This is a genomic window from Streptomyces sp. NPDC051051 (assembly GCF_040682975.1).
Classification (GTDB): domain Bacteria; phylum Actinomycetota; class Actinomycetes; order Streptomycetales; family Streptomycetaceae; genus Streptomyces.
The window spans coordinates 41,624-64,734 of the sequence record NZ_JBFBCB010000045.1; the positions used below are offsets into that span (position 1 = coordinate 41,624).

At 72.3% G+C, this 23,111-nt stretch carries 21 protein-coding genes; 13 read left to right on the top strand and 8 right to left on the bottom strand.

The features are described 5' to 3' along the window. The first annotated feature begins 242 nt into the window (after nt 1–242). Nucleotides 243–1,607 (top strand): M14 family metallopeptidase, encoded by a 1,365-nt coding sequence (locus tag AB0N31_RS28385; protein WP_366061283.1) that lies wholly within the window; start codon nt 243–245, stop codon nt 1,605–1,607. Nucleotides 1,608–1,616: 9 nt separating this feature from the next. Here AB0N31_RS28385 and AB0N31_RS28390 read toward each other — a convergent pair whose 3' ends face one another. From AB0N31_RS28390 to AB0N31_RS28410, 5 genes are all read right to left on the bottom strand, one after another. Then, the gene (locus AB0N31_RS28390) at nt 1,617–2,198 is read right to left on the bottom strand and encodes a hypothetical protein (protein ID WP_366061284.1); all 582 of its coding nucleotides are present in this window, start codon (nt 2,196–2,198) and stop codon (nt 1,617–1,619) included. 89 nt (nt 2,199–2,287) lie between these two features. Beyond that, nucleotides 2,288–3,760: a gluconate:H+ symporter gene (locus tag AB0N31_RS28395; RefSeq protein ID WP_366061285.1), complete on the bottom strand. Its 1,473-nt coding sequence runs from the start codon at nt 3,758–3,760 to the stop codon at nt 2,288–2,290. A 210-nt stretch (nt 3,761–3,970) separates the two neighbouring features. Beyond that, nucleotides 3,971–4,381 (bottom strand): RidA family protein, encoded by a 411-nt coding sequence (locus AB0N31_RS28400; protein ID WP_366061286.1) that lies wholly within the window; start codon nt 4,379–4,381, stop codon nt 3,971–3,973. 21 nt (nt 4,382–4,402) lie between these two features. Further along, a complete protein-coding gene (locus AB0N31_RS28405) occupies nt 4,403–5,146 on the bottom strand; it encodes an IclR family transcriptional regulator (protein WP_366061287.1) in 744 nt (247 codons plus the stop codon). Further along, a complete protein-coding gene (locus tag AB0N31_RS28410) occupies nt 5,143–6,183 on the bottom strand; it encodes a sugar kinase (RefSeq protein WP_366061288.1) in 1,041 nt (346 codons plus the stop codon). Before AB0N31_RS28410 ends, AB0N31_RS28405 begins: the two co-directional genes overlap by 4 nt. Nucleotides 6,184–6,314: 131 nt before the next feature. Here AB0N31_RS28410 and AB0N31_RS28415 point away from each other — a divergent pair, with 131 nt between their 5' ends. Both AB0N31_RS28415 and AB0N31_RS28420 read left to right on the top strand, forming a co-directional pair. After that, on the top strand, nt 6,315–7,592 hold the full coding sequence (locus AB0N31_RS28415; RefSeq protein WP_366061289.1) for an amino acid deaminase: 1,278 nt from the start codon (nt 6,315–6,317) through the stop codon (nt 7,590–7,592). A 10-nt stretch (nt 7,593–7,602) separates the two neighbouring features. Continuing rightward, a complete protein-coding gene (locus AB0N31_RS28420) occupies nt 7,603–9,219 on the top strand; it encodes a D-aminoacylase (protein ID WP_366061290.1) in 1,617 nt (538 codons plus the stop codon). A gap of 46 nt (nt 9,220–9,265) precedes the next feature. On the opposite strand, the gene AB0N31_RS28425 is transcribed toward AB0N31_RS28420, so the two are convergent. Continuing rightward, nucleotides 9,266–10,177 (bottom strand): serine protease, encoded by a 912-nt coding sequence (locus AB0N31_RS28425; RefSeq protein ID WP_366061291.1) that lies wholly within the window; start codon nt 10,175–10,177, stop codon nt 9,266–9,268. A 425-nt stretch (nt 10,178–10,602) separates the two neighbouring features. Then, nucleotides 10,603–11,256, bottom strand: coding sequence for a hypothetical protein (locus AB0N31_RS28430; RefSeq protein WP_366061292.1), 654 nt, complete (start codon nt 11,254–11,256; stop codon nt 10,603–10,605). A gap of 125 nt (nt 11,257–11,381) precedes the next feature. Between AB0N31_RS28430 and AB0N31_RS28435 the strand changes: the two genes are divergently transcribed. From AB0N31_RS28435 to AB0N31_RS28465, 7 genes are all read left to right on the top strand, one after another. Next, on the top strand, nt 11,382–12,593 hold the full coding sequence (locus AB0N31_RS28435) for a pyridoxal phosphate-dependent aminotransferase (protein ID WP_366061293.1): 1,212 nt from the start codon (nt 11,382–11,384) through the stop codon (nt 12,591–12,593). Between the two features lie 126 nt (nt 12,594–12,719). After that, entirely contained in the window at nt 12,720–13,133 is a 414-nt protein-coding gene (locus AB0N31_RS28440; RefSeq protein WP_366061294.1) for a hypothetical protein, read from the top strand. Nucleotides 13,134–13,227: 94 nt separating this feature from the next. Beyond that, a complete protein-coding gene (locus tag AB0N31_RS28445; RefSeq protein WP_366061304.1) occupies nt 13,228–13,812 on the top strand; it encodes a Uma2 family endonuclease in 585 nt (194 codons plus the stop codon). 128 nt (nt 13,813–13,940) lie between these two features. Beyond that, nucleotides 13,941–15,035 (top strand): substrate-binding domain-containing protein, encoded by a 1,095-nt coding sequence (locus AB0N31_RS28450; RefSeq protein WP_366061295.1) that lies wholly within the window; start codon nt 13,941–13,943, stop codon nt 15,033–15,035. Further along, the gene (locus AB0N31_RS28455; RefSeq protein WP_366061296.1) at nt 15,032–16,207 is read left to right on the top strand and encodes a toxic anion resistance protein; all 1,176 of its coding nucleotides are present in this window, start codon (nt 15,032–15,034) and stop codon (nt 16,205–16,207) included. The genes AB0N31_RS28450 and AB0N31_RS28455 overlap by 4 nt, the downstream gene beginning before the upstream one ends. Further along, nucleotides 16,204–17,745, top strand: a complete 1,542-nt coding sequence (locus AB0N31_RS28460; RefSeq protein ID WP_366061297.1) for a VWA domain-containing protein — start codon at nt 16,204–16,206, stop codon at nt 17,743–17,745. The genes AB0N31_RS28455 and AB0N31_RS28460 overlap by 4 nt, the downstream gene beginning before the upstream one ends. Next, a complete protein-coding gene (locus AB0N31_RS28465) occupies nt 17,732–18,334 on the top strand; it encodes a hypothetical protein (protein WP_366061298.1) in 603 nt (200 codons plus the stop codon). The genes AB0N31_RS28460 and AB0N31_RS28465 overlap by 14 nt, the downstream gene beginning before the upstream one ends. Nucleotides 18,335–18,523: 189 nt before the next feature. Here AB0N31_RS28465 and AB0N31_RS28470 read toward each other — a convergent pair whose 3' ends face one another. Beyond that, the gene (locus tag AB0N31_RS28470) at nt 18,524–20,347 is read right to left on the bottom strand and encodes a phosphoenolpyruvate carboxykinase (GTP) (RefSeq protein ID WP_366061299.1); all 1,824 of its coding nucleotides are present in this window, start codon (nt 20,345–20,347) and stop codon (nt 18,524–18,526) included. A 302-nt stretch (nt 20,348–20,649) separates the two neighbouring features. On the opposite strand from AB0N31_RS28470, the gene AB0N31_RS28475 reads away from it, so the two are divergent. The 3 genes from AB0N31_RS28475 (at nt 20,650) to AB0N31_RS28485 (ending at nt 23,021) form a co-directional block, all read left to right on the top strand. Continuing rightward, nucleotides 20,650–21,363, top strand: a complete 714-nt coding sequence (locus AB0N31_RS28475) for a hemolysin III family protein (RefSeq protein ID WP_366061300.1) — start codon at nt 20,650–20,652, stop codon at nt 21,361–21,363. Between the two features lie 251 nt (nt 21,364–21,614). Then, complete coding sequence (locus AB0N31_RS28480; protein ID WP_366061301.1) at nt 21,615–22,256, top strand: TetR family transcriptional regulator; 642 nt, start codon at nt 21,615–21,617, stop codon at nt 22,254–22,256. A 33-nt stretch (nt 22,257–22,289) separates the two neighbouring features. Continuing rightward, entirely contained in the window at nt 22,290–23,021 is a 732-nt protein-coding gene (locus AB0N31_RS28485; protein ID WP_366061302.1) for a Mut7-C RNAse domain-containing protein, read from the top strand. The last annotated feature ends 90 nt before the right edge of the window (nt 23,022–23,111 follow it).

A 23,111-nucleotide genomic window follows, 5' to 3' on the forward strand; every position in this document is an offset into this window, starting at 1 on the left:
GGGCAGGGCCGTTCCGTACGATTCCGGCCATTCGACTCCTTGGCCACCCTTGACCTGACCATGTCATGCCCCGACGATGAGCGGCACCCCGCACCCGTGCACAGCGAGCACACAGCACCACAGACGCGCCGCACCGCGGAAGCACCGCACCGCAGGCGCACCGCACCTCGCACGCAGCTCCACACCGCTCCATCCCCCACGTGTCCGGCGATCCCGGACTTCTGGAGAACCGAGGAGACCCCATGCGACTCCGCACACGCGGCGCAGGCCTCGTCCGCGGCCGCGGCGGCAGACGAACCGCCGCGCTGGCCGCCCTGATGGCCCTCGCCCTCGCCGCGCCGATCTCGGCGACGGCCACGAACGCGGCGGCCGGCGGCGCCGTGCAGGCGGCACCCTCCGCCGACGACATCCGCCAGTACGAGATCCACGTCCACCACAGCACGCCCGAGATGCGCACCGCGATCGCCCGGGCCGGGGTGAGCGTGGACGAGGCCGACGAGGAGACCGTCGTCGTCTCCGGCCGCGCGGACCAGATCAGGAAGCTGCGCGCGCAGGGCTACGAGGTCGCCGCGCCGGGCGCCGCCCCGGACCGCACCGCCGAGGGCGAGACCCGGCTCCACGACTTCCCCTCCGCCGACTCGCGCTACCACAACTACGCCGAGATGACCGCGGAGATCGACCAGCGCATCGCGGCCTACCCGAACATCATCAGCAAGCGGGTGATCGGCACCTCCTACCAGGGCCGCAACATCGTCGCCGTCAAGATCAGCGACAACGTCGGCACCGACGAGGCCGAGCCCGAGGTGCTGTTCACCCACCACCAGCACGCCCGTGAGCACCTGACCGTGGAGATGGCCCTGTACCTGATCCGCGAGCTGGGCGCCGGCTACGGCACCGACTCCCGCATCACCAGCATGGTGAACAACCGCGAGATCTGGATCGTGCCCGACCTCAACCCGGACGGCGGCGAGTACGACGTCGCCACCGGCTCCTACCGGTCGTGGCGCAAGAACCGCCAGCCCAACTCCGGCTCCACGGCCGTCGGCACGGACCTCAACCGCAACTGGGCCTACCGGTGGGGCTGCTGCGGCGGCTCCTCGGGCTCGACGTCCTCCGAGACCTACCGGGGTGCGGCGGCCGAGTCGGCGCCCGAGGTGAAGGTCGTCGCCGACTTCGTGCGCAGCCGGGTCGTGGGCGGCGTCCAGCAGATCAAGTCGGGCATCGACTTCCACACCTACAGCGAACTGGTGCTGTGGCCCTTCGGGTACACCACCGCCGACACCGCCACCGGGATGACCGCGGACGACCGCAACGCCTTCGCCACGGTCGGCCGGTCGATGGCCGCCAGCAACGGGTACACCCCGGAGCAGTCGAGCGACCTGTACATCACGGACGGGTCGATCGACGACTACCTCTGGGGCACGCACAAGATCTTCTCGTACACCTTCGAGATGTACCCGGGCTCGTCGGGCGGCGGCGGGTTCTACCCGCCCGACGAGGTCATCGAGCGGGAGACCGCGCGCAACAAGGACGCGGTGCTGCAACTGCTGGAGAACTCGGACTGCATGTACCGATCGATCGGCAAGCAGGCCCAGTACTGCGGCTGACGGCGCCCGCTAGTCGGCGTCGGACTCCGCGTCCGGCCTGGCGTCGGACGCGGAGTCGGACGCGGAGTCCTCGCGGTCGGCCGCTTCCTCGAAGTAGGCGTCGAGGACCGCGTCCAGCTGCTCGTCCCACTCCTTGAAGCGGCCCCTGGCCGTCGCCTCGATCTCGATCGGGTACCAGCGGCGGTCAGGGGTGTGCACCGTGATGGTGAACCGCTTCCCGAACCGCGGGGTCTCCGTCTCGATCGCGCCGATCTCCTCCCAGCGGAACTCGCACTCCTCCTCGTCGAGGCGGAGGCGGACGCCCCGGGCGTCGGCGACGATGCGCGCCCGGCGGTCGGCGGCCTCGAAGACGGGGCCGTCCGGCGTCGCCTCCGGCTCCGGCTCCTCCGACTCCCCGGCCGAGGCGGTCACTTCGGCCGGTGCGCCGTCGGAGACGTCCGGGGCGGCGACCGCCCCGTCCTCCTCCGCGTCGCCCTTCGGCCTGGCGTCCTTCGGCTCCGCGGTCACGGGCGACGTGAGCCCGGGGATGAATGCCGGATCGAATCCGGCGCCCTCCAGGGGCTGGCTGCTCGAACCTATGCGCTGCTCCACAGCGGGCAGTATGGTCGAAGATCCTGTGCCGGACACAGCCAGCCCCCAACTTCGTTATGAGACGCCTACACGCGAGCAAGCGGCCGCGGCTAGACGAACAGGCTCAATACGGCCGCCACGGCGAAGCCGACGACGGACAGCACCGTCTCCAGCACGGTCCACGTCCGCAGGGTGTCCCGCTCGCTGATGCCGAAGTACTTGGCGACCATCCAGAAGCCGCCGTCGTTGACGTGCGAGGCGAAGATCGAGCCGGCGGAGATCGCCATGATGACGAGGGCGACGAAGGCCTGCGAGTGGTCGCCCCCGGTGAGCAGCGGCGCCACGATGCCCGCCGTCGTCACGATCGCCACCGTCGCCGAGCCCTGGGCCACCCGCAGCACCACCGAGATCAGGTACGACAGCACCAGCACCGGCAGGCCGGCGTCGTCGAAGGTGTCCGAGAGGGCCTGCGCCACGCCGCTCGCCTTGAGGACGGCGCCGAAGACCCCGCCCGCGCCGACGACCAGCAGGATGTTGCCGACCGGCTTCAGCGAGGCCGTGGAGACGGTCTCCAGGGACTTGCGGGACCAGCCGCGCCGGATGCCGAGCAGGTGGTAGGCCAGGAACAGGGCGATCGTGAGGGCGACGAAGGGGCTGCCGAAGAACTCGATCACCGAGCGCGTGGTGGAGGGGTCCAGGGTGATCGAGGAGAAGGTGGCCGCGAGGATCAGCACCAGCGGCGTGCCGATGATGCCGAGGACCGTGCCCAGCGGCACCGGGTCCTCGCGCGGGACGACGCCCTGCGCCCGCTGCTCCTCGACGACGGCCGACCGGGCCTCCGCCGCCGCCTCGACCATGTCCTGGGGTACGGCGACGAAGAGGCGGCGTCCGATCCACGCGGAGTACGCCCAGGCGGCCAGGACCGCGGGGATGCCGCAGACGACGCCCATGAGGATGACCCAGCCGAGGTCGACGTGGAGGAGCCCGGCGGCCGCCACCGGGCCCGGGTGCGGGGGCAGGAAGGCGTGGGTCATCGACAGGCCGGCGAGCAGCGGCAGGCAGTACAGCAGGATCGACCTGCCGCTGCGCTTGGCGGCGGCGTAGACGATCGGCGCGAGGACGAAGATGCCGACGTCGAAGAAGACGGGGATGCCGAAGACGAGGCCGGTCACGCCCATCGCGAGGGGCGCCCGCTTCTCGCCGAAGAGGCCGAGGAGCCGGGAGGCCAGTACCTCGGCGCCGCCGCTGACCTCGAGGACCGCGCCGAGCATGGTGCCGAGGCCGATGATGACGGCGACGTGGCCGAGGATGCCGCCCATGCCCGACTCGATGGTGGAGACGGCTTCCGAACGCTGGACGGTGCCGAAGAGTTCGGTGACGGACAGCCCGGCCGACAGGCCGACGGCTATGGAGACGGCGAGCAGGGCGACGAACGGCTGGAGCCTGACCTTGATGATCAGGACGAGCAGCAGGGCGATGCCGAGGGCGGCGACCGTGAGCAGTCCGGCCGTGCCGTCGATGAGCAGGAGCAGTCCGCCGGTGTGGGGTGGGGCTTCGGCGGCGGCCGCCAGGGGGTGGGGCATTCGGGGGTCCTCTGCGTGGGTGCATGGAGCTTTCGGGCAGGGCGGATCGCGGCACGGCGCGCCCCCGGGTCGGGGGCCGCCGTGCCGTCGTGCGGGGTGCGGGGTGCGCGAAGTGGGTTGCGGCGTGCGGGGTGCGCGAAGTGGGCTGCGGGGGGCGGGAGTTCGCGGGTCGTCGGGGAGCCGGGATCGGCCGGGGGTTCGGTCGAGGGCTCAGCCGAGGACGGCGAGCGCGTCGATCTCGATGAGGAGGCCCGCGGGGAGACCGACGTAGACGGTCGTGCGCGCGGCGGGCGGGGCGGTGAGCGCCTGCTCCTCGAAGTAGGCGTTGTAGAGGTCGTTCATCTCGGCGAAGTGGTCGACGTCGGTCAGGTAGACGCGGATCATCATCACGTCGTCCCAGCTCGCGCCGCCCTCCTCCAGGATCGCCTTGACGTTGGCGAGGGTCTGGAGGGTCTGCTCGCGCAGGGTGGGGCCGGCCGGTGTGGGGGGCCTGCCCTCCTCGGCGGGCAGGAAGCCGACCTGCCCGGCGACCTGGAGGATGTTGCCCTTCCGCACGCCGTGCGAGAACTTCGCGGGCGGAGCGGTGTGGGTCTTCGGCGTGAGCGCGGTCTTGTCGGTCATGGTCGTACGGTGTCCTTCGCTTCAGGTCCTGCCGGAGTACTCGCCGCTGATGTCGTCCGCGGTGCGGCGCACCTGCGGGAGCAGGGTGAGGAGTTCGTCGGCGGTGACGACGACGTTCGGCGCGGAGACCGACATCGCGGCGACCACCCGGCCGTCGGCGCCGCGGATCGGTGCGGCGACGCAGTTGATGGACTCCTCGTGGCCGCCGAGGTCGGTGGCCCAGCCCTGTTCGCGCACCTTCGCCAGCTCCCGCAGGAAAGCGGGCGCGTCGGGGGTGGAACGGGCCGTGTAGAGGGGGTAGTCGAGCCGTTCGGCGACCGTGCGCCGCTCGGGCTCGGGCAGGTCGGCCAGGAGCAGCTTGGCGACCGCGGCGACGGTGATGGCGACCGGCTTGCCGATCCGCGAGTACATCCGCACCGGGTAGCGGCTCTCCACCTTGTCGATGTAGAGGACCTCGCCCTCCTCGTACACGGCGAGGTGCACGGTGTGTCCGCACCGTTCGTTGAGCCGTGCCAGGTGGGGGTGGGCGATCTCGCGGATGTCGAGGTTCTCCATCGCCTCCTGGGCGAGGGCGAAGAGGCGGGCGCCGAGCCGGTAGCGCTGGTCGGACTGCCGGTAGACGAGCCCGTGCTCGTGCAGGGTCCGCAGCAGCCGCAGGGCCGTGGACTTGTGGACGCCGAGACGGTCGGCGACCTGTCCGAGGTCGGCGGGGCCCTCGGCGAGCAGGGGCAGGATGCTCAGGGCGCGGTCGACGGTCTGGCTCATGGGGTGCGTACCTCCTCGGTGGCCGCCGCGGCTTGCGTCCAGCCGGGGCCGAGTCGAAGTCTCCCCCACGCTTCGTCGTCGAGGGCGGCGAGGCGGTCGGCGTGGTCGCGGGCCGGGGGCACGGCGAGGTCGCCGGGGACGGTCAGGGCGGCGGCGGCCCAGAGGTGTCCGTGGCGCAGGCGGTCCTTCACCGGCAGGCCGCGCAGGGTGGCGGAGAGGAACCCGGCGGCGAAGGCGTCCCCGGCGCCGACGGCGGCGACGACGTCGACGCGGGGGGCGGGGACGAAGGCGACGCGGCCGGTGCCGAGGACGGTGGCCCCGTGTCCGCCCTGCTTGACGACGAGCGTGGCGGGGCCGGGCAGGGCGCGGCGGACGGCCTCGGCCCCGTGCAGGCCCCACGCCTCCTGCGCCTCGTCCTCCCCGACGAACACGAGGTCCGCGCCGCGGGCCGGCTCCAGCAGGACGCGCGGATCGTCGCCGTCCCGCCAGAGTCCGGGGCGGTGGTTGACGTCGAAGGAGACCAGGGGCCGGCCGGGGCGGGGCGCCGTCAGCTCGCGGAGCAGTGCGCGGCACTCCCCGGAGAGGGCGGCGGTGATGCCGGTGAGGTGCAGGACGCGGCCGGCCCGCGCGGCCGTGAGGTCCACGTTGCCCGTCGTCATCGCGGAGGCCGCCGAACCGGCCCGGTAGTACGCCACCTCGTGGGCGTCGGTCGCCCGGTCCCCGGCGGTGCGGAAGTACACGCCGGTCGGCCGCGCCGGGTCCCGCCGGACGGCGGTGACGTCGACGCCGTACGCCCCGATCGTCTCGACCAGGTGGTCGCCGAACCCGTCGGCGCCGACGCGGCTGACCCAGCGCGCCGAGTGACCGGCGGCGGCCAGCACGCAGGCCACGTTGGACTCGGCGCCGCCGATGGCCCGGTCGAAGGAGGGGACGTCGGCGAGGCGGCCGGGCCGGGAGGGCAGGAAGGTGACCATGGACTCGCCGAGCGCGACGACGTCCACGACGTCGGGGGCGTTGCGGGGTCCGTCGGCGGTCACGATCGTCGTAGCTCCCTGGTCGGTGCGGGTCGGCTCCGTTGACCCCGCGTTGGCCGAGATGTTAGACAGCGGTAAGCGGCATACGCAATGAGCGTTGCACATAGTGCAACACACCACTTCTGGAGGCTCGTATGGCCCTCGATCCCGGGACCGAAGCGCTCGCGCGGCTCGCGCAGGAGCGCGTCGACCACCGCTTCAAGGGCCTGCCGCCGGACGCCGACGGTCTGACGGTCGGCGAACTGGCCGCCCAGCGCCGCAACCTCTTCACCGGCGGTTTCACCACCCCCGTCCTCGCGCTGTCCGCCGAGCGCCTGGAGCACAACCTGCGGCTGATGGAGACGTACGCGACCCGGCACGGGCTCGCGTTCGCCCCGCACGGCAAGACCTCCATGGCGCCCCGGCTGTTCCGGCGGCAGATCGAGCACGGCGCCTGGGGCATCACCCTCGCCGCCCCCCACCAGGTCCGCGTGGCGCGGGCGTTCGGCGTCCGGCGGATCTTCCTCGCCAACGAACTGGTGGACCCGGCGGCCCTGCGCGGCATCGCGGCGGACCTCGCCGCCGACCCCGGGTACTCCTTCGTCTGCTACGTCGACTCCGTGCGCGGGGTGGAGCTGATGGACGCGGCACTGCGCGGGGCGGCCCGCCCGCTCGACGTGGTCGTGGAACTGGCCGCGGGCGAGGACGCCCGCACGGGGGTCCGCACGGAGGCCGGCTGCGCGGCGGTCGCGGACGCGGTGGCCGCCGCGCCGACCCTGCGGCTGGTGGGCGTCGCCGGCTACGAGGGCGAGGTGCCGCGGGCCGACCCGGAGCGCGTGCACGCCTGGCTGCGCCGGCTGGTGGCGCTGGCCGCGGACCTCGACAGGGCGGGGCGGTTCGCCGGCGCGGAGGAGATCGTCGTCAGCGCGGGCGGCAGCGCCTGGTTCGACGCGGTCGCGGACGTCTTCGCCACGATCCCCGAACTCTCGCTGCCGGTCCTGAAGTTGCTGCGTTCCGGCGCCTACGTCTCGCACGACGACGGCCACTACGGGAGGATCACGCCCTTCAACCGCGTCCCCGAGGAGGGCGCCCTGGAGCCGGCGTTCCGGCTCTGGGCGCAGGTGGTGTCCCGGCCGTCCGCCGAGCAGGCCTTCGTGAACGCGGGCAAGCGGGACGCCGCCCACGACCTCGACCTGCCCGTCGCTCAGGTCGTGCGGCGGGACGGCGGCGAACGCCCGGCGGCCGGCATCGACGTCACCGCCCTGTCCGACCAGCACGCCTGGCTGCGGACGGCACCGGACGCCGACCTGGAGGTGGGCGACTGGGTGGGCCTCGGCCTGTCCCACCCGTGCACGTCCTTCGACAAGTGGCAGCTGATCCCGCTCGCCGAGGCGGACGGCACGGTCGTCGACTACATCCGTACGTTCTTCTAGGAGGCCGGTCGTGGAAGCTCTGGTCATCCGGGACGCGGACGTCGTCGACGGCACGGGCGCGGACTCCTACCGCGCCGACGTGGTGGTCGACGGCGGCCGGATCGTCTCGATCGTCAAGGAGGCCGCGGCCGCGGGCTGCCAGCGCCCGAAGGCGGTCCGCGAACTGGACGCCGAGGGGCTGGTCCTGTCCCCCGGCTTCATCGACATGCACGCCCACAGCGACCTCGCCCTGCTGCGCGACCCCGACCACGGCGCGAAGGCCGCGCAGGGCGTCACCCTGGAGGTGCTGGGCCAGGACGGCCTGTCGTACGCGCCCGTCGACGACCGCACGCTCGACGGGGTGCGCCGGTCCATCGCCGGCTGGAACGGCCCCGGCGACGACGTCGACTTCGACTGGCGGTCGGTGGGCGAGTACCTCGACCGGCTGGACCGCGGCATCGCCGTCAACGCCGCCTATCTGATCCCCCAGGGCACGGTCCGCGCGCTCGTCGTCGGCTGGGACGACCGCGAGGCGACCCCCCGCGAACTGGACCGGATGCGGCAACTGGTCGCCGAGGGCCTGGAGCAGGGCGCGGTCGGCCTGTCCTCCGGGCTGACCTACACGCCCGGCATGTACGCCGGGAACGCCGAACTGACCGAGCTGTGCCGGGTGGTGGCCTCGTACGGCGGCTACTACTGCCCGCACCACCGCTCCTACGGCGCCGGGGCCCTGGAGGCGTACGCGGAGATGGTCGAGCTGGCCCGGCGGGCGGGCTGCGCGCTCCACCTCGCCCACGCCACCATGAACTTCGGGGTGAACGAGGGCCGGGCGCCCGAGCTGCTGGCCCTGCTGGACGAGGCGCTGGCCGCCGGGGCCGACATCACCCTCGACACCTATCCCTACACCGCCGGCTGCACCACCCTGGCGGCGCTGCTGCCGAGCTGGGCGAGCGAGGGCGGCCCGCGGGAGATCCTGCGCCGGCTGACGGACGAGGTGACCGCCGAGCGGATCCGGCACGACCTGGAGACGGTGGGCTCGGACGGCTGCCACGGCGTGCCGGTCGACTGGGACACCGTCGAGATCTCGGGTGTCGGCAGCGCCGCCCTGGACGCGTACGTCGGCCGTACGGTCCGGGAGTCGGCGGCGCTGCGCGGCGAGACGCCCTGGACGACCGCCCGCCGGCTGCTGGTCGAGGACCGGCTCGCCACGGCGATCCTCCAGCACGTCGGCCACGAGGAGAACGTCCGCGCGATCATGCGCCACCGGGTGCACACCGGCGGCTCGGACGGCATCCTCCAGGGCACCAAGCCCCACCCGCGCGCGTACGGCACCTTCCCGCAGTACCTCGGTCGGTACGTGCGGGAGTCGGGGGTGCTGTCGCTGGAGAGTTGCGTCGCCCACCTCACCGGCCGCCCGGCGGCCCGGCTGCGGCTGCCGGACCGGGGCCTGGTCCGCGAGGGGTACCGGGCGGACCTGGTCCTGTTCGACCCGCGGACGGTGGCGGCGGGCTCGTCCTACGACGCGCCGCGCACGCCGCCCACCGGCATCCCGTACGTCCTTGTCGACGGCCGGTTCGTCATCGAGGACGGCCGGCGCACGGACGTACTGGCGGGACGGGCGGTCCGCCGCACTCCCGTGTCCGGGTGACGGACCGCCCCCGCGCGTCGCCCTACGGCTTGCCTTACGGATCGCCCTACGGTTTGGGCAGGGCGCACCCGGCGGCGCTCAGGTTCAGCTGGTTGCCGGTCGTGAAGCAGGCGGGGAACTGGTAGGTCTCCTGGGCGTAGTTGATGCCCTGGCGGACGGTGACGTTGCCGCTCGCGTCGACCTCGCAGGGGTTGTTCACCGTGCAGGACCCGCCGTCCTCGTTGCCGGTGTTGTTGACGGCCACGACCTTGCCGGTGGCCTGGTCGACCACCGGCGAGCCGGAGGTGCCGCCGATGGTCTGGCAGGCGGGGGTGTAGCGGACCGAGTCCTTCCAGGTCCAGTCGCCCTCCTTGACGCGGTACACGAACCCGTCGATGTTGCAGCTGTAGAGCCGCTTCCAGTAGCCGGAGGCGACGGTGATCGCGGTGCCGGCGGTGGGGTGCGTGTCCTGCACGGTGAGCGCGCTGATGCCGTAGGAGCTGCGGATCGTCGCGTACGTGCTGGTGAGCTGGTAGACCGCCGCGTCCGTGTCGGTCATCGTCCCGTAGGCGAGCTTGCCGGCGCGCAGGGTCGCGACCCGGGTGCCGGCGGAGTTGAGCAGCCCGAAGGTGCGGCTGGAGGTCCGGTTCACGAGGACCTGGCCCGGCGTCGGGAATCCCGTCTCCAGGCAGTGGCCGTTGGTGAGGACCAGTGCCGGGGCGGTGTCCAGGGAGTTCGGGAAGCGGATCAGGGAGCCGGAACAGTTGCTCAGCGCCACGGTCCCGGCCAGGGTGACGGCCTGCAGGGACGGTGACGCGGCCGCCTTCGTGTCCGCCGCGTCCGCGACGGCCGGCGCCGTGTTCACGACCGCCGACGCCTCGCCGGCGGGCGCCTCGCTCACGGGCGCCGCGACCGCGGGCGCCGCGCCGGCCCCGGCGATGGCCAGGGCGATGAGCGCGGCGACGAGAGGCTTTCTCATGTGGGGGGTCCCCTCTGACGACAGGACGACCGGAGATCTTCCGGCCGCCGGTGCTGTGTCACGCGCGACGGATCAAGCGCGCTTTTTGTCATGCGCATTGTTAGCGCAGGGAGGGGGGAGGACAAGGATCACTTTTCAGCCGCGGGAAGACGCCGGAAGCAGGCGGGAGCCGCCTCGAAGCCCTCACGGAGTCGCCCGGCGCCGGCGGGACCGGCCGGCCGCCGGCGGGCATCCGCCACGGGGCCGGCCGGGAGGCGCCGTCGACCGACAGGGGCTCGCGGGGCCGGCGCGAGCCGGTGCACGCCGGCGAGGGACGCGGTCCGGGACCGCCGGGCAGGCAAGGCCCACGAGCAGGCGGGCGGGGTCGCCGGCGGCGGCCGGTACGCCGGACGGTTCAGGGCGGGCCGGCGCTCTCCCGGCCCCCTCTACCTCTGCCCTTTGCCACGCCCTTTGGCATTCCCCCTGCCGGAGTCGGCCGTCGGGGTGGTACCGGCCTCGGCGGGTGCGGAGCTCGTCGCGGGGGCCGCCGAAGGGGACGCCGCCGCCGTCGGCCCGGAGACCTCGGTGTCCGACGAGGCAGTGGGCCGGGCCGCGGTGGGGGACGTCCCGGCCGTCGGCCCGGCGTCCGTCCCCCGGGTGGGGGACGGGGACTCCTCGACCCCCGCTCCGGCCGTCTCCACCGGAGCCGACCGGGTGTCCGCCGGCCGCCCCTGCTCCGCGTCGTCCGGCGATCCGGAGAACGCGAAGCCCGCGACCAGCGCGGCCACGGAGACGGCACCGACCGCGCCGACGGCGGCGAGCGCGCGCCGGGGCCGCCGGGCGGCCCGCCGACGGTCCGCGCGGCCGCCGGACGACTGCGGGTCGGAGACCTGCGGATCGAAGACCTGCGGGTCGCGTCCCTGCGGGCCGGGCACCTCCGCGACGCGCGGCAGCTCGCTCGTCTCGTCGTAGGCGTTCTCCCACCCGTGCGCCGCGGCCGGATCCCGGTACGCCTCGTAGGGCGGCGGGTCGGTCTCGGCGTACGGGAGGTACACGTTCGGCTGAACCGGGGGGTTCGCGCTCTCACCTGGCCTGGACATGGCCGGGGATTGTAGAGAGGCGGGGGCGCTCCGGGACAGCGGGCGGCGATATCGCCGCAAACCCGACGTCTCACGTGGCGGAAAACACGCCCCGAGGAGCGTTACCGAGCCGTAAGCTCCCAGACATGCAGGTGATCCAGTCGACCAAGCTCAGCAATGTCTGTTACGAGATCCGGGGCCCGGTTCTCGAAGAGGCGATGCGTCTGGAGGCGGCGGGGCACCGCATCCTCAAGCTGAACACGGGCAATCCGGCCGCGTTCGGCTTCGACTGCCCACCGGAGATCCTGGAGGACATCCTCCGCAACGTCTCCTCGGCGCACGGCTACGGCGACGCCAAGGGCCTGCTGGCCGCGCGCCGCGCCGTGGTCATGCACAACCAGACGCTGGGCATCGAGACGGACGTCGAGCACGTCTTCATCGGCAACGGCGTCTCCGAGCTGATCGTGATGGCGATGCAGGGCCTGCTGGACGACGGCGACGAGGTCCTCGTCCCGGCGCCCGACTACCCCCTGTGGACCGCCGCCGTGGCGCTCTCCGGCGGCACCGCCGTGCACTACCGCTGCGACGAGCAGGCCGACTGGATGCCGGACCTCGCGGACATCGAGCGCAAGGTCACCGACCGCACCAAGGCGATCGTCATCATCAACCCGAACAACCCGACGGGCGCGGTGTACGACGAGGCGATGGTCCGGGGCCTGACCGACATCGCCCGCCGGCACAACCTGCTGGTCTGCTCGGACGAGATCTACGACAAGATCCTCTACGACGGCACCACGCACACCCCGACCGCCAAGGTCGCGCCGGACCTGCTCACCCTCACCTTCAACGGCATGTCGAAGGCGTACCGGGTGGCCGGGTACCGGGTGGGCTGGATGTCGATCTCGGGGCCGCGCGCCCACGCCGACTCCTACATCGAGGGCCTGACGATACTGGCGAACATGCGCCTGTGCGCGAACATGCCGGGTCAGCACGGGGTGGTGGCCGCGCTCAGCGGGCGGCAGACGATCAACGAGCTGGTACTGCCGGGCGGGCGGCTCAAGGAGCAGATGGACACGGCGTACGAGCTGCTGACGCAGATCCCGGGGGTGACGTGCGTGCGGCCGAAGGGGGCGCTGTACCTCTTCCCGCGCCTGGACCCGTCGGTCTTCAAGATCAAGGACGACCGGCGGATGGTCCTCGACCTGCTGCGCCAGGAGAAGATCATGGTGGTGCAGGGCACCGGCTTCAACTGGCCGGAACCCGACCACTTCCGGGTGGTCACGCTGCCCACGGTGACGGATCTGCGGGACGCGGTCGGACGGATCGGGCGCTTCCTGGAAGGTTACGGCCAGCCCTGAGGGACGTCCCCGACGGCCGGGCCCGGTCACGCCCGGTGAGCGGCCGCATCCGCTCCCGAGATCAACTCAACTTTAGACGAATTCCAAGCTAGGATGGTTTCCTGTCAGCACACGGGAGGCCATCTCATGTACGAACCGATCCGCACCAAGTCGGTGCACAGCACGATGGCCGGCACCTCCGACTTCCCCCACCGGACGCGCGAGGAGGAGCTGGACATCCAGCTCGCGGGCCATCTCGCGGCACTGCTCGCCGTCACCGACGAACTGCGCGCCCGGACCCCGTCCTGCGACCTGGACACCGCGGCCGAACGGCTCGCGCAGCAGGTCGCCCGGCTGCGGGGAGGCAGGCCGCCGGTCCGCACCACGACCGCCGGCACCACCCGGTCCGCGGCCCTGCACCGCCGGGCCCACACCCTCGCCGGACGCGCTCTGGTCGTCGCCGCGTCCCGCGCCGACACGGCCGCGGCGATCCTCGCGGCCGAGCGCATGGACGCCCACACCGCGGCCCTGGCGGCCGACACCCTGACCGCCACCGCCTGACCCCACCGGGTCCCCCCGAACGGCCCCGGTCCGCGTGCACCCGCAGCGACGCGCGGACCGGGCGCCACAGTCTCCGTACTCTGAGTGCATGGGCATGGAGTACGCGAAGATGCGCGCGATCGCCGAGGAACTCGGGGCCTACGCCGAGCGCCTCGAAGGGGCCTGGAGCGTCGAGATCGGCCCGTCCGGCCCGATACTGGCCACGATGTGCCCGTCGAAGCGCCATGAGGGCACGATCCGCCGCATCTGCAAGCAACTGGACGTACAACTTCTCAGTACCCACCCGGGGTACATCTGTGCGAACGGCCCCGAGATCGAGCACCCCGGTATCGGCCGCATGCGTCTCCCCGACGCCGCCGTCATCCCCGAGGATGCCCTTGACGAAGAGGGTCTCGCCGTCGACGCCGTGCAGGTGCTCGCGGTCGTCGAGATCATCTCGCCGTCCAACCCGAACAACGCCTACATCGAAAAGCTCGCCGACTACCCTGCCATGGGCATCGAGCACTACCTGATCGTGGACCCGCGCACCGGCACCGTCGAGGTGCACTCCGAGCCCTGCAAGGGCCGGTACACGCGCAAGGACCCGTACATCTACGGCGACAGAGTCCCCTTCGGCCCCTGGACGGTCGACACCGCCGACTTCCGCCGCTACGGCAAGGCCGGGAACAGCGCGAACTGAGCCAGGCCCCGACGGCCGCAGGTCCACAACAGGAAGGGCCGGTTCCTGTTGCATTCCGGGTCCGGTCCTTCACCCTCCGTTCATCCCGGTCACCCGGGAATGTGCGATTCCGGGAGCACGCTCCCGGCGTGAGACGTATCGCAGGAATCGTCCTCGCGGTGCTGCTGATCGGTGGCGTGGTGGCCGCCGTCGTCGCAGGCCGGGACAACGAGGAGACAGGCACGGCAACGAAGACCGTGCGGATGGTCATCGGATCGGAGAAGGCCGAGTTCTTCGCGGATCCGGACGTGGTGAAGGCCCTCGCCGCCAAGGGCTACACCGTGCGGGCCGAGACCTCCGGGTCCTGGGCCATGGAGGGACTGGACCTGGCGGGATTCGACCTCGCCTTCCCGTCCAGCCAGGCGCCCGCCGCCGAACTCGCCGCCAAGTACAAGGTCACGGGGACCCTCCCCCGCCCGTTCTACTCGCCGCTCGTCGTCGTGGCCCACCGCGGGGCCGCCGAGGTGCTCGCCGGGAACGGGCTGGCCACGCTCGACGGAAAGAGCCGCGGCACGCTGGACATGGCCGCCTTCCTCGACGCGGCCGGACACGACCGCACCTGGCAGCAGCTCGAGGGCGCCGCGGCGTACGGGGAGCTGACCGGCACCCTCTACATCTCCAGCACCGACCCGGAGAGCTCCAACTCCGGTGCCCTCTACCTGGCCGCCGCCTCCTACGTCGCCAACGGCGGCAAGGTGGTCGCGAGCGACGGCGAGATCGCGGGGACCGCGCCGCTGCTGCGCAAGCTGGTCAGCGTGCAGGGTGCCCAGCAGTCCAGCACCGACGCGGCCTTCCGGGACTTCGTCAGCGGCGCCGGCAATCCCCTCGTCCTCGTCTACGAGTCCCAGGTGGCCGCTCTCCTCGACGGGCAGCCCGACCCCGAGGACCTGGTCCTCCTCTACCCGGACACCACGGTCAACAGCGACCACACCGTCGTACCGCTCACCGAGCGGGGCAAGGACGTCGCCGAACTCCTCGGCAGCGAACCGCGATTGCGCAAGCTGGCCGTGCGGCACGGCTTCCGTCCGCAGGGCGACCTCGCCGAGTTCGCGGCGGCCACCGCGCAGCGCACCGCCTATCTCAAGCAGCAGCTGACCGGCGTCCGCCAGGCGCCCGTGCCCACCTCCGCGGTGCTGCACGAACTGGCGCGACGGGCGCGCGGACAAGGGGGACACGCCAAGTGAGCACCGCAGAAAGCGACTTCACCCTCACCCCGCCGGAGGTCGTGACGGCCGTGCCGCGGGAGAGGGCCGGCGGACTCGTGCCGGTCGACGACCGGGTCCGCACCGACATGGCCGCCAAGGCCGCCGCGTACGTCGACGGCCTGGCCGCCCTGGACGCCCGCTCGCCCGAGTTCGCCGGCAAGGTCGGCGAGATCACCGCGCTGGGCGCCGGCGAGATGCGCACCGCGACCACGCAGTCCAACCGGATGCTGGAGCGCACCGTGCGCAGCCTGCCCGACAAGGGCGGGGACGCCTCGTCGAAGGTGGCCGGCTCGCTCGTCGAACTGCGGCGCGTGGTCGAGGACCTGGACCCGCGGGACCTGCCCGCGAGCAAGGGCCGCAGGTTCCTGTCCCGGCTTCCCGGCGGCAACCGGCTGCGCGACCACGTCGCCAAGTACGCTTCCGCGCAAGGCACGTTGAACAACATCGTCGGCTCGCTGCGGGGCGGCCAGGACGAACTGCGCCGCGACAACGCCGCACTGCAGACCGAGCGGGTCCGCCTGTGGGAGACCATGGGCAAGCTCCAGGAGTACGTCGTCCTGACCGAGGCCCTGGACGACGCCGTCGAGCGGCACGTCGCCGGCGTCGGGGCCACCGACCCCGCGCAGGCCGACACCCTGCGCGCCGACGTCCTCTTCCCGGTCCGGCAGAAGCACCAGGATCTGCTCACCCAGCTCGCGGTGTGCGCACAGGGATACCTCGCCATGGACGTCGTACGCCGCAACAACGACGAGCTGATCAAGGGGGTCGACCGGGCGGCCACGACGACCGTGTCGGCGCTGCGGATCTCCGTGATGCTGGCCTCGGCGCTGGACAACCAGAAGAAGGTCGCCGAGCAGGTCGACGCCCTGCGCGGGACCACCGAGGACCTGATCCGGGGCAACGCGGAGATGCTGGCGACGCAGAGCGGGGAGATCCAGCGCATCGCGGCCGACCCGGCGGTGGGGGCCGAGACCCTGCGGACCGCCTTCCAGCAGATCTACCGCACCCTCGACGCCATCGACACGTACAAGGTGCAGGCCACCGAGGCGATGGCGGTGACGGTGGAGAACCTGACCTCCGAACTCCGGCAGGCGAGCGCCCGTCTGGACCGCAGCCGCTCGCAGGGCGCGCTGGAAGGGGGCCTCGGATGAGACGGCCGGCCGCCGCCCTGCTCGCCGCCGTCGCCCTGCTGACCGCGTGCACGGCCGCCCAGGAGAAGGGGAAGGAGAAGGACGCGGGCGCCCCCGAGCCGGGCACCCTGCGCGTCCTGGCCTCCAGCGAACTCAGCGACATGACACCGGTCTTCGAGCGGGTCGCGAAGGACACCGGGGTCACGCTCCGGCCCACCTACATGGGCACCCTCGACGCCGTGGACCTGCTGGCCGGCGGCAAGGCCGACGGCCGCTACGACGCCGTCTGGCTGTCCTCCAACGACTATCTGCGGCTGCGCCCGGACGCGGCGAAGCGGGTCCTGTCGGAGACCCCCGTCATGTCCAGCCCGGTCGCCGTCGGCGTCCGGACCGCCACGGCCCGGAAGCTGGGCTGGAAGCCGGCCGAGGTCACCTGGTCGCAGATCGACCGGGCCGTCCGGGACGGGCGGCTCACCTACGGCATGACCGACCCGGCCCGCTCCAACTCCGGTTTCTCCACACTGGTCTCGGTCGCCTCCGCGCTCTCCGGCGCCCAGTCCGCGCTCACCGACGCGGACGTGACCAAGGCCCGTCCCCGGCTGAAGGAGTTCTTCCAGGGGCAGAAGCTGACCTCGGGCTCCTCGGGCTGGCTGGCCGACGCGTACGCACGCCGCGGTGACGTCGACGCACTGCTCAACTACGAGTCCGTCCTCGAGGGCATCCCGGACCTGACCGTGATCCGCCCGACGGACGGCGTCGTCACCGCCGACTACCCCCTCTCCTCCCTCTCCGGCACCGGCGCGACGACCCGCGAGGACGTGCGCCGGGTGGCCGAGGCGCTGCGCACGGACGCCGTGCAGCGGCTGATCACCGACCGCACCCACCGCCGTCCGGTCGTCGCCTCCGTGCCGCCCGCGGCGGGCCTCGACACCGGCCGGCGGCGCGAACTGCCCTTCCCCGGCACCCGGTCCGTCGCCGACGGCCTGCTCGACGCCTACGAGAACGAGCTGCGCCGCCCCTCGCGGACGGTGTACGTCCTCGACACCTCCGGATCGATGGAGGGCGGCCGCCTCGACGGGCTGAAGGCGGCCCTCGCCGGCCTCACCGGCGACTTCCGCGACCGCGAGGAGGTCACCCTGATGCCGTTCGGCTCGGACGTGAAGAGCGTGCGCACGCACGTCGTCGACCCCGCCGACCCGGACCGGGGACTCGCCGCGATCCGCGGCGACACCGAGAGCCTGGAGGCCGACGGCGACACCGCGATCTTCACCTCCCTGGAGAAGGCGTACGACCATCTCGGCACCGGCACCGGCACGTTCACGTCGATCGTGCTGATGACGGACGGCGAGAACACCGCGGGCGCCGACGCGGGCGACTTCGACGCCTTCTACCGCCGGCTGTCCGGCGACCGCCGGAACATCCCCGTCTTCCCCATCCTGTTCGGCGACTCCGACCGCGCGGAACTGGAGCACATCGCCGAGCTGACCGGCGGCCGCCTCTTCGACGCCCGGCAGGGCTCGCTGGACGGCGCCTTCGAGGAGATCCGTGGCTACCAGTAGGTTCGTGGGCTATCTGGAGTCCCGCAAGAACATCGCCGGCAGCGGATGCGGGCTGGCCGGCCTGGTGCTGACCTTCACGGGCGTGGCCGGGCCGTACTGGCCGGTCGTGGTCGTCGGCCTGTACGGGGCGGGCGCGCTGATCGCGCCGCCGGAACGGCCCGCGCCGCCGGACTTCCCGGACCCCTCCGCGCAGCTCGACGAGGTGCGGGACGACTTCCGCCGGATTCAGGGCTACCTCGCGGACGTCGAACTGCCGCCCGCGGCGGCCGGCCGGCTCACCGAACTGACGGAGCTGCTGGCCGCGTTGCTGGACCCGGGCTGGGTCACCGAGATCCTCGCCCAGGACCCGGAGGCGGTGCACGCGCTGTCGCGGGCGGTGCGTCAGGACGTGCCGGAGGCGGTCGACACGTTCGTGCGGACCCGCTGGTGGACGCGGCTCGCACCGGGCCAGGAACCGCCGGAGCGGCACCTGGAGCGGCAGTTGGCGCTGCTGCACGAGGAGGCGGAGCGGCTGGCGGCGGGACTGCGCGAGACGGAGGCGCGGCGGCAGGAGGCGCACACCCGGTACCTGGAGGACCGCTCGAAGTAGGGCGTGACAAGGGCGAAGGCCTGCCGCCGCCCGTCCCGTCGGGGCTGACGGGTGGGCGACGACAGGCCCTGGGCCCCCCACGCCGTTGTGCGGGGCCTCGCCGGTCCGTGGTGCTGTCACCGCGGCCGGCCGTGACGATGTTGCTGGTCAGGGCACAATCGGAACCGGCCGCGGCGTATGGGGGGCTGGTCAGCCCAGGCGCTGCACCAGAGCGCGGTACTCGTCCCACAGCTCCTTCGGCGTGTGGTCGCCGAAGGTGTTGAGGTGGTCGGGGATCAGGGCGGCCTCCTCGCGCCAGATCTCCTTGTCGACGGTGAGGAGGAAGTCGAGGTCCTTCCCGTCCAGGTCGAGGCCCTCGGTGTCCAGGGCGCCCGGCGCCGGCAGGATGCCGATCGGTGTCTCGACGCCCTCGGCCTTGCCGTCCAGGCGCTCCACGATCCACTTCAGGACGCGGGAGTTCTCACCGAAGCCGGGCCAGACGAACCTGCCGTCGTCGTCCTTGCGGAACCAGTTGACGTAGTAGATCTTCGGGAGCTTCGCCTGGTCCTTGTCCTTGGCGACGTCGACCCAGTGGCCCATGTAGTCGCCCATGTTGTAGCCGCAGAACGGCAGCATGGCGAAGGGGTCGCGGCGCAGCTCGCCTACCTTGCCCTCGGCGGCGGCGGTCTTCTCGGAGGCCACGTTGGCGCCGAGGAAGACGCCGTGGTTCCAGTCGAAGGACTCCGTCACCAGCGGTACGGCGGTGGCGCGCCGGCCGCCGAAGAGGATCGCCGAGATCGGCACGCCCTTGGGGTCCTCCCACTCGGGCGCGATGATCGGGCACTGCGAGGCGGGGACGGTGAAGCGGGCGTTGGGGTGGGCGGCCGGGGTCCCCGACTCCGGGGTCCAGTCGTTGCCCTTCCAGTCCGTGAGGTGGGCGGGCGGCTCCTCGGTCATGCCCTCCCACCACACGTCGCCGTCGTCGGTGAGGGCGACGTTGGTGAAGACCGCGTTGCCCCACAGCGTCTTCATCGCGTTGGCGTTGGTGTGCTCACCGGTGCCGGGCGCGACGCCGAAGAAGCCCGCCTCGGGGTTGATGGCGTACAGCCGGCCGTCCTCGCCGAACCGCATCCAGGCGATGTCGTCGCCGATGGTCTCGACGGTCCAGCCGCGGGTGGTCGGCTCCAGCATGGCGAGGTTCGTCTTGCCGCAGGCGCTCGGGAAGGCGGCGGCGACGTACTTCGGCTCGCCGTGCGGCGGGGTCAGCTTGAGGATCAGCATGTGCTCGGCGAGCCAGCCCTCGTCGCGGGCCATGACGGAGGCGATGCGCAGGGCGTAGCACTTCTTGCCGAGCAGGGCGTTGCCGCCGTAGCCGGAGCCGTAGGACCAGATCTCGCGGGTCTCGGGGAAGTGCGAGATGTACTTGGTGGTGTTGCACGGCCAGGGGACGTCCGCCTCGCCCTCGGCCAGCGGCGCCCCGAGCGTGTGCACGGCACGCACGAAGAAGCCGTCGGAGCCGAGTTCGTCGAGGACGGGCTGTCCCATGCGGGTCATGGTGCGCATGGACACGGCGACGTAGGCGGAGTCGGTGATCTCGACGCCGATCGCGGAGAGGTCCGAGCCGAGGGGGCCCATGCAGAACGGGACGACGTACATCGTCCGGCCCTTCATCGAGCCGCGGAAGACGCCCTTCTCACCGGCGAAGATCTCCCGCATCTCGGCGGGGGCCTTCCAGTGGTTGGTCGGGCCCGCGTCCTCCTCCTTCTCGGAGCAGATGAAGGTGCGGTCCTCGACCCGGGCGACATCGGTCGGGTCGGACGCCGCGTAGTAGGAGTCGGGGCGCTTGACGGGGTCGAGCCTGCGGAAGGTGCCCTTCTCCACCAGCTCCTCGCACAGCCGCCGGTACTCGGCCTCGGATCCGTCACACCAGACCACGTTGTCCGGCTGCGTCAGTTCGGCGATCTCGTTGACCCACGAGATCAGTTCCTGGTGCTGGGTGGGGATGACGGGGGGAGCCGCGATGTCGCGCGCCACGATCGCTCCTAGGTGAGGGATTTTTTCCTTTTTTGCCCCGTGGGGGCCGCGACCCGGATGCTTCGCAGCGAGCTGCTGAGCGCTCATCCGGTGCCGACCGCACTCATTTGATCATCCGACGTGTGCGTGCATCTGTCCAGAGGGCGTCACAGATGAGCGGCGTGAGGCTCGCCACGTACGCCCCCGCCGACGCCCGCCGCACCCCCGGGCGCCCGATCGGGGGCATGAGACGATGACCATCCCCGTCGTTCACCTCACCCCGGCGAGCCGTAACTTACGGTTCCGTAGGTACGATGGAACGCATGACTGCGTCCGCCCCCGACGCGCGTACGGACACGCCGGCCGCCGGCCGCGGTCCCGTCGCGCTCTCCCTGCCGCATCCGGTCAAACCCAGGCTGCGCGGCTGGCTGCACCTCGCCATGTTCCCCGCCGCCCTGGTCGCGGGCCTCGTGCTCACCGCACTCGCCGACTCCACGAGGGGCCGTATCGCCTGCGGCGTCTTCGCCCTCACCGCCTGCCTGCTGTTCGGCGTGAGCGCGCTCTACCACCGGGGCGACTGGAGCCCCCGCATGGACGGCGTCCTGCGCCGCCTGGACCACGCCAACATCTTCCTGATCATCGCGGGCACCTACACGCCGCTGACGATGCTGCTCCTGCCGGGCGCCAAGGGCGAGGTGCTGCTCTGGGGCATCTGGGCCGCCGCCGCGGCGGGGATCGTCTTCCGGGTCTTCTGGGTCGGCGCCCCGCGCTGGCTGTACACGCCCTGCTACATCGCGATGGGCTGGGCGGCCGTCTTCTTCCTGCCCGACTTCATGCGCACGGGCGGGATCGCCGTGCTGGTCCTGGTCATCGTCGGCGGCCTCCTCTACAGCGCGGGCGGCGTGATCTACGGCATCAAGCGCCCGAACCCGTCACCCCGCTGGTTCGGCTTCCACGAGGTGTTCCACTCCCTCACCCTGGCCGCGTTCATCACGCACTACGTGGGCATCTCGCTGGTCGCCTACCAGCACGGATAGCTCCCCACCCCCTCCCCAGGGCCACGGCTTTCGAGCCGTGGCCCTTTTCCGTGCGCGCGAAAGGACAGCTCGTGACCTCGGCGCCTCCGAGGGGAGCGGCTGGGAGTCCCCCCGGCGTCCAGCAGCGGGGGGACTGCGGACGCGTACGTCGTCCCCCCGCCGGCGGCCGCGTCCCTGCCGGGGACCGTGCGCGGTAACCGGACCCCCGCCCACGCCCCTGACCTGGTCGCTCCGAAGGCCGATCCCCGACAATGACCACCATGACGGCCGCACGCTCCCCGCTCTCCCCCGCCGACCGCCCCCACCTCGGGCTCCGCGAACGCAAGAAGATCAAGACGCGCGAGGCGATCCGCTCCGCGATGTACGCGCTGGTCGAGGAGCAGGGGTACGAGGCGACGACGGTCGAGCAGATCGCCGAGCGGGCCGAGGTGTCGCCGTCGACCGTCTTCCGCTACTTCCCGACCAAGGAGGACATCGTCCTCACGGACGAGTACGACCCGGTCCTGAGGGAGGAACTGCGGGCCCGGCCCGCGGACGAGCCGTGGACGGACACCATCCGGCACGTGATGCTGGCGGCCGCGCGGGTCGGCGTCGCGGAGGAGCCGCGCGTGGCGCGGCTGCGCACCCGGCTGATGGTCGAGGTCCCGGCGGTGCGCTCGCGGATGATGGAGAGCATGTCGGTCACCGGCCGCACGATCTGCGTCGCGCTCGCCGAGCGCACCGGCCGCGACCCCGACAGCCTGGAGGTCCGCGTCTACGCGATGTCCTTCGTCGGCGGCCTGATGGAGGCCTCCCTGTACTGGGCCGAGAACGGCCACCAGGGCGACTTCGCCGCCCTCGTCGACCGCGCGCTGAACGTCCTGGAACACGGCCTCGGCAAGGAAAATCCCTGAGGTCCCGCCGCCTCCCCGTGCCATCCTGACCAGGTGAACGCACCCGAGATCCGCGTCGAAGTCGCCCCCGAGCTGGCCCTGTTCGTCCCGCCCGCCCGGCGGGCCGGCGCCACCGCCCTCGCCGTCGACGGCGTCTCCACCCTCGGCCATGTCGTCGAGTCCCTCGGGGTGCCCCTCACGGAGGTCGGCACCCTGTTCGTCGACGGCCGCGAGGTACCGGTCTCGCACGTCCCGGCCGACGGCGAGTCGGTGGACGTGCGCCCCGTCGCCCGCCCCCAGCGGGTGCCGGGCGCCCCGCTGCGCTTCCTCCTCGACGTCCACCTCGGCACCCTCGCCCGCCGGCTGCGGCTGCTCGGCGTGGACACGGCGTACGAGTCGGCCGACATCGGCGACCCGGCGCTCGCGGCCCGCTCGGCGGCCGAGCGGCGGGTGATGCTGAGCCGCGACCGCGGTCTGCTGCGCCGCCGTGAGCTGTGGGCGGGCGCCTTCGTCTACAGCACCGGCCCCGAGGAGCAGCTCCGGGACGTCCTGGACCGGTTCGCCCCCGAGCTGCGCCCCTGGACGCGCTGCACCGCCTGCAACGGGCTGCTGCGCGAGGCCACCAAGGAGGAGGTCGCCGACCAGCTCAAGGGCGGCACCCGGAAGTCGTACGACGTGTTCGCGCGGTGCCTGGACTGCGGGCGGGCGTACTGGAAGGGCGCGCACCACGAGCAGCTGGAGGCCATCGTGGAACGCGCCCTTCGGGACTTCGCGGGCGAGAGCTAGGGCGTGTTTCGAAAGTAGCGTCGTCTGCCCGAAGGGCAGGCCCGGCGGCGTCTGGTGCGTGCGATCGCAAGGCGGAGGGTCGCCCCGATA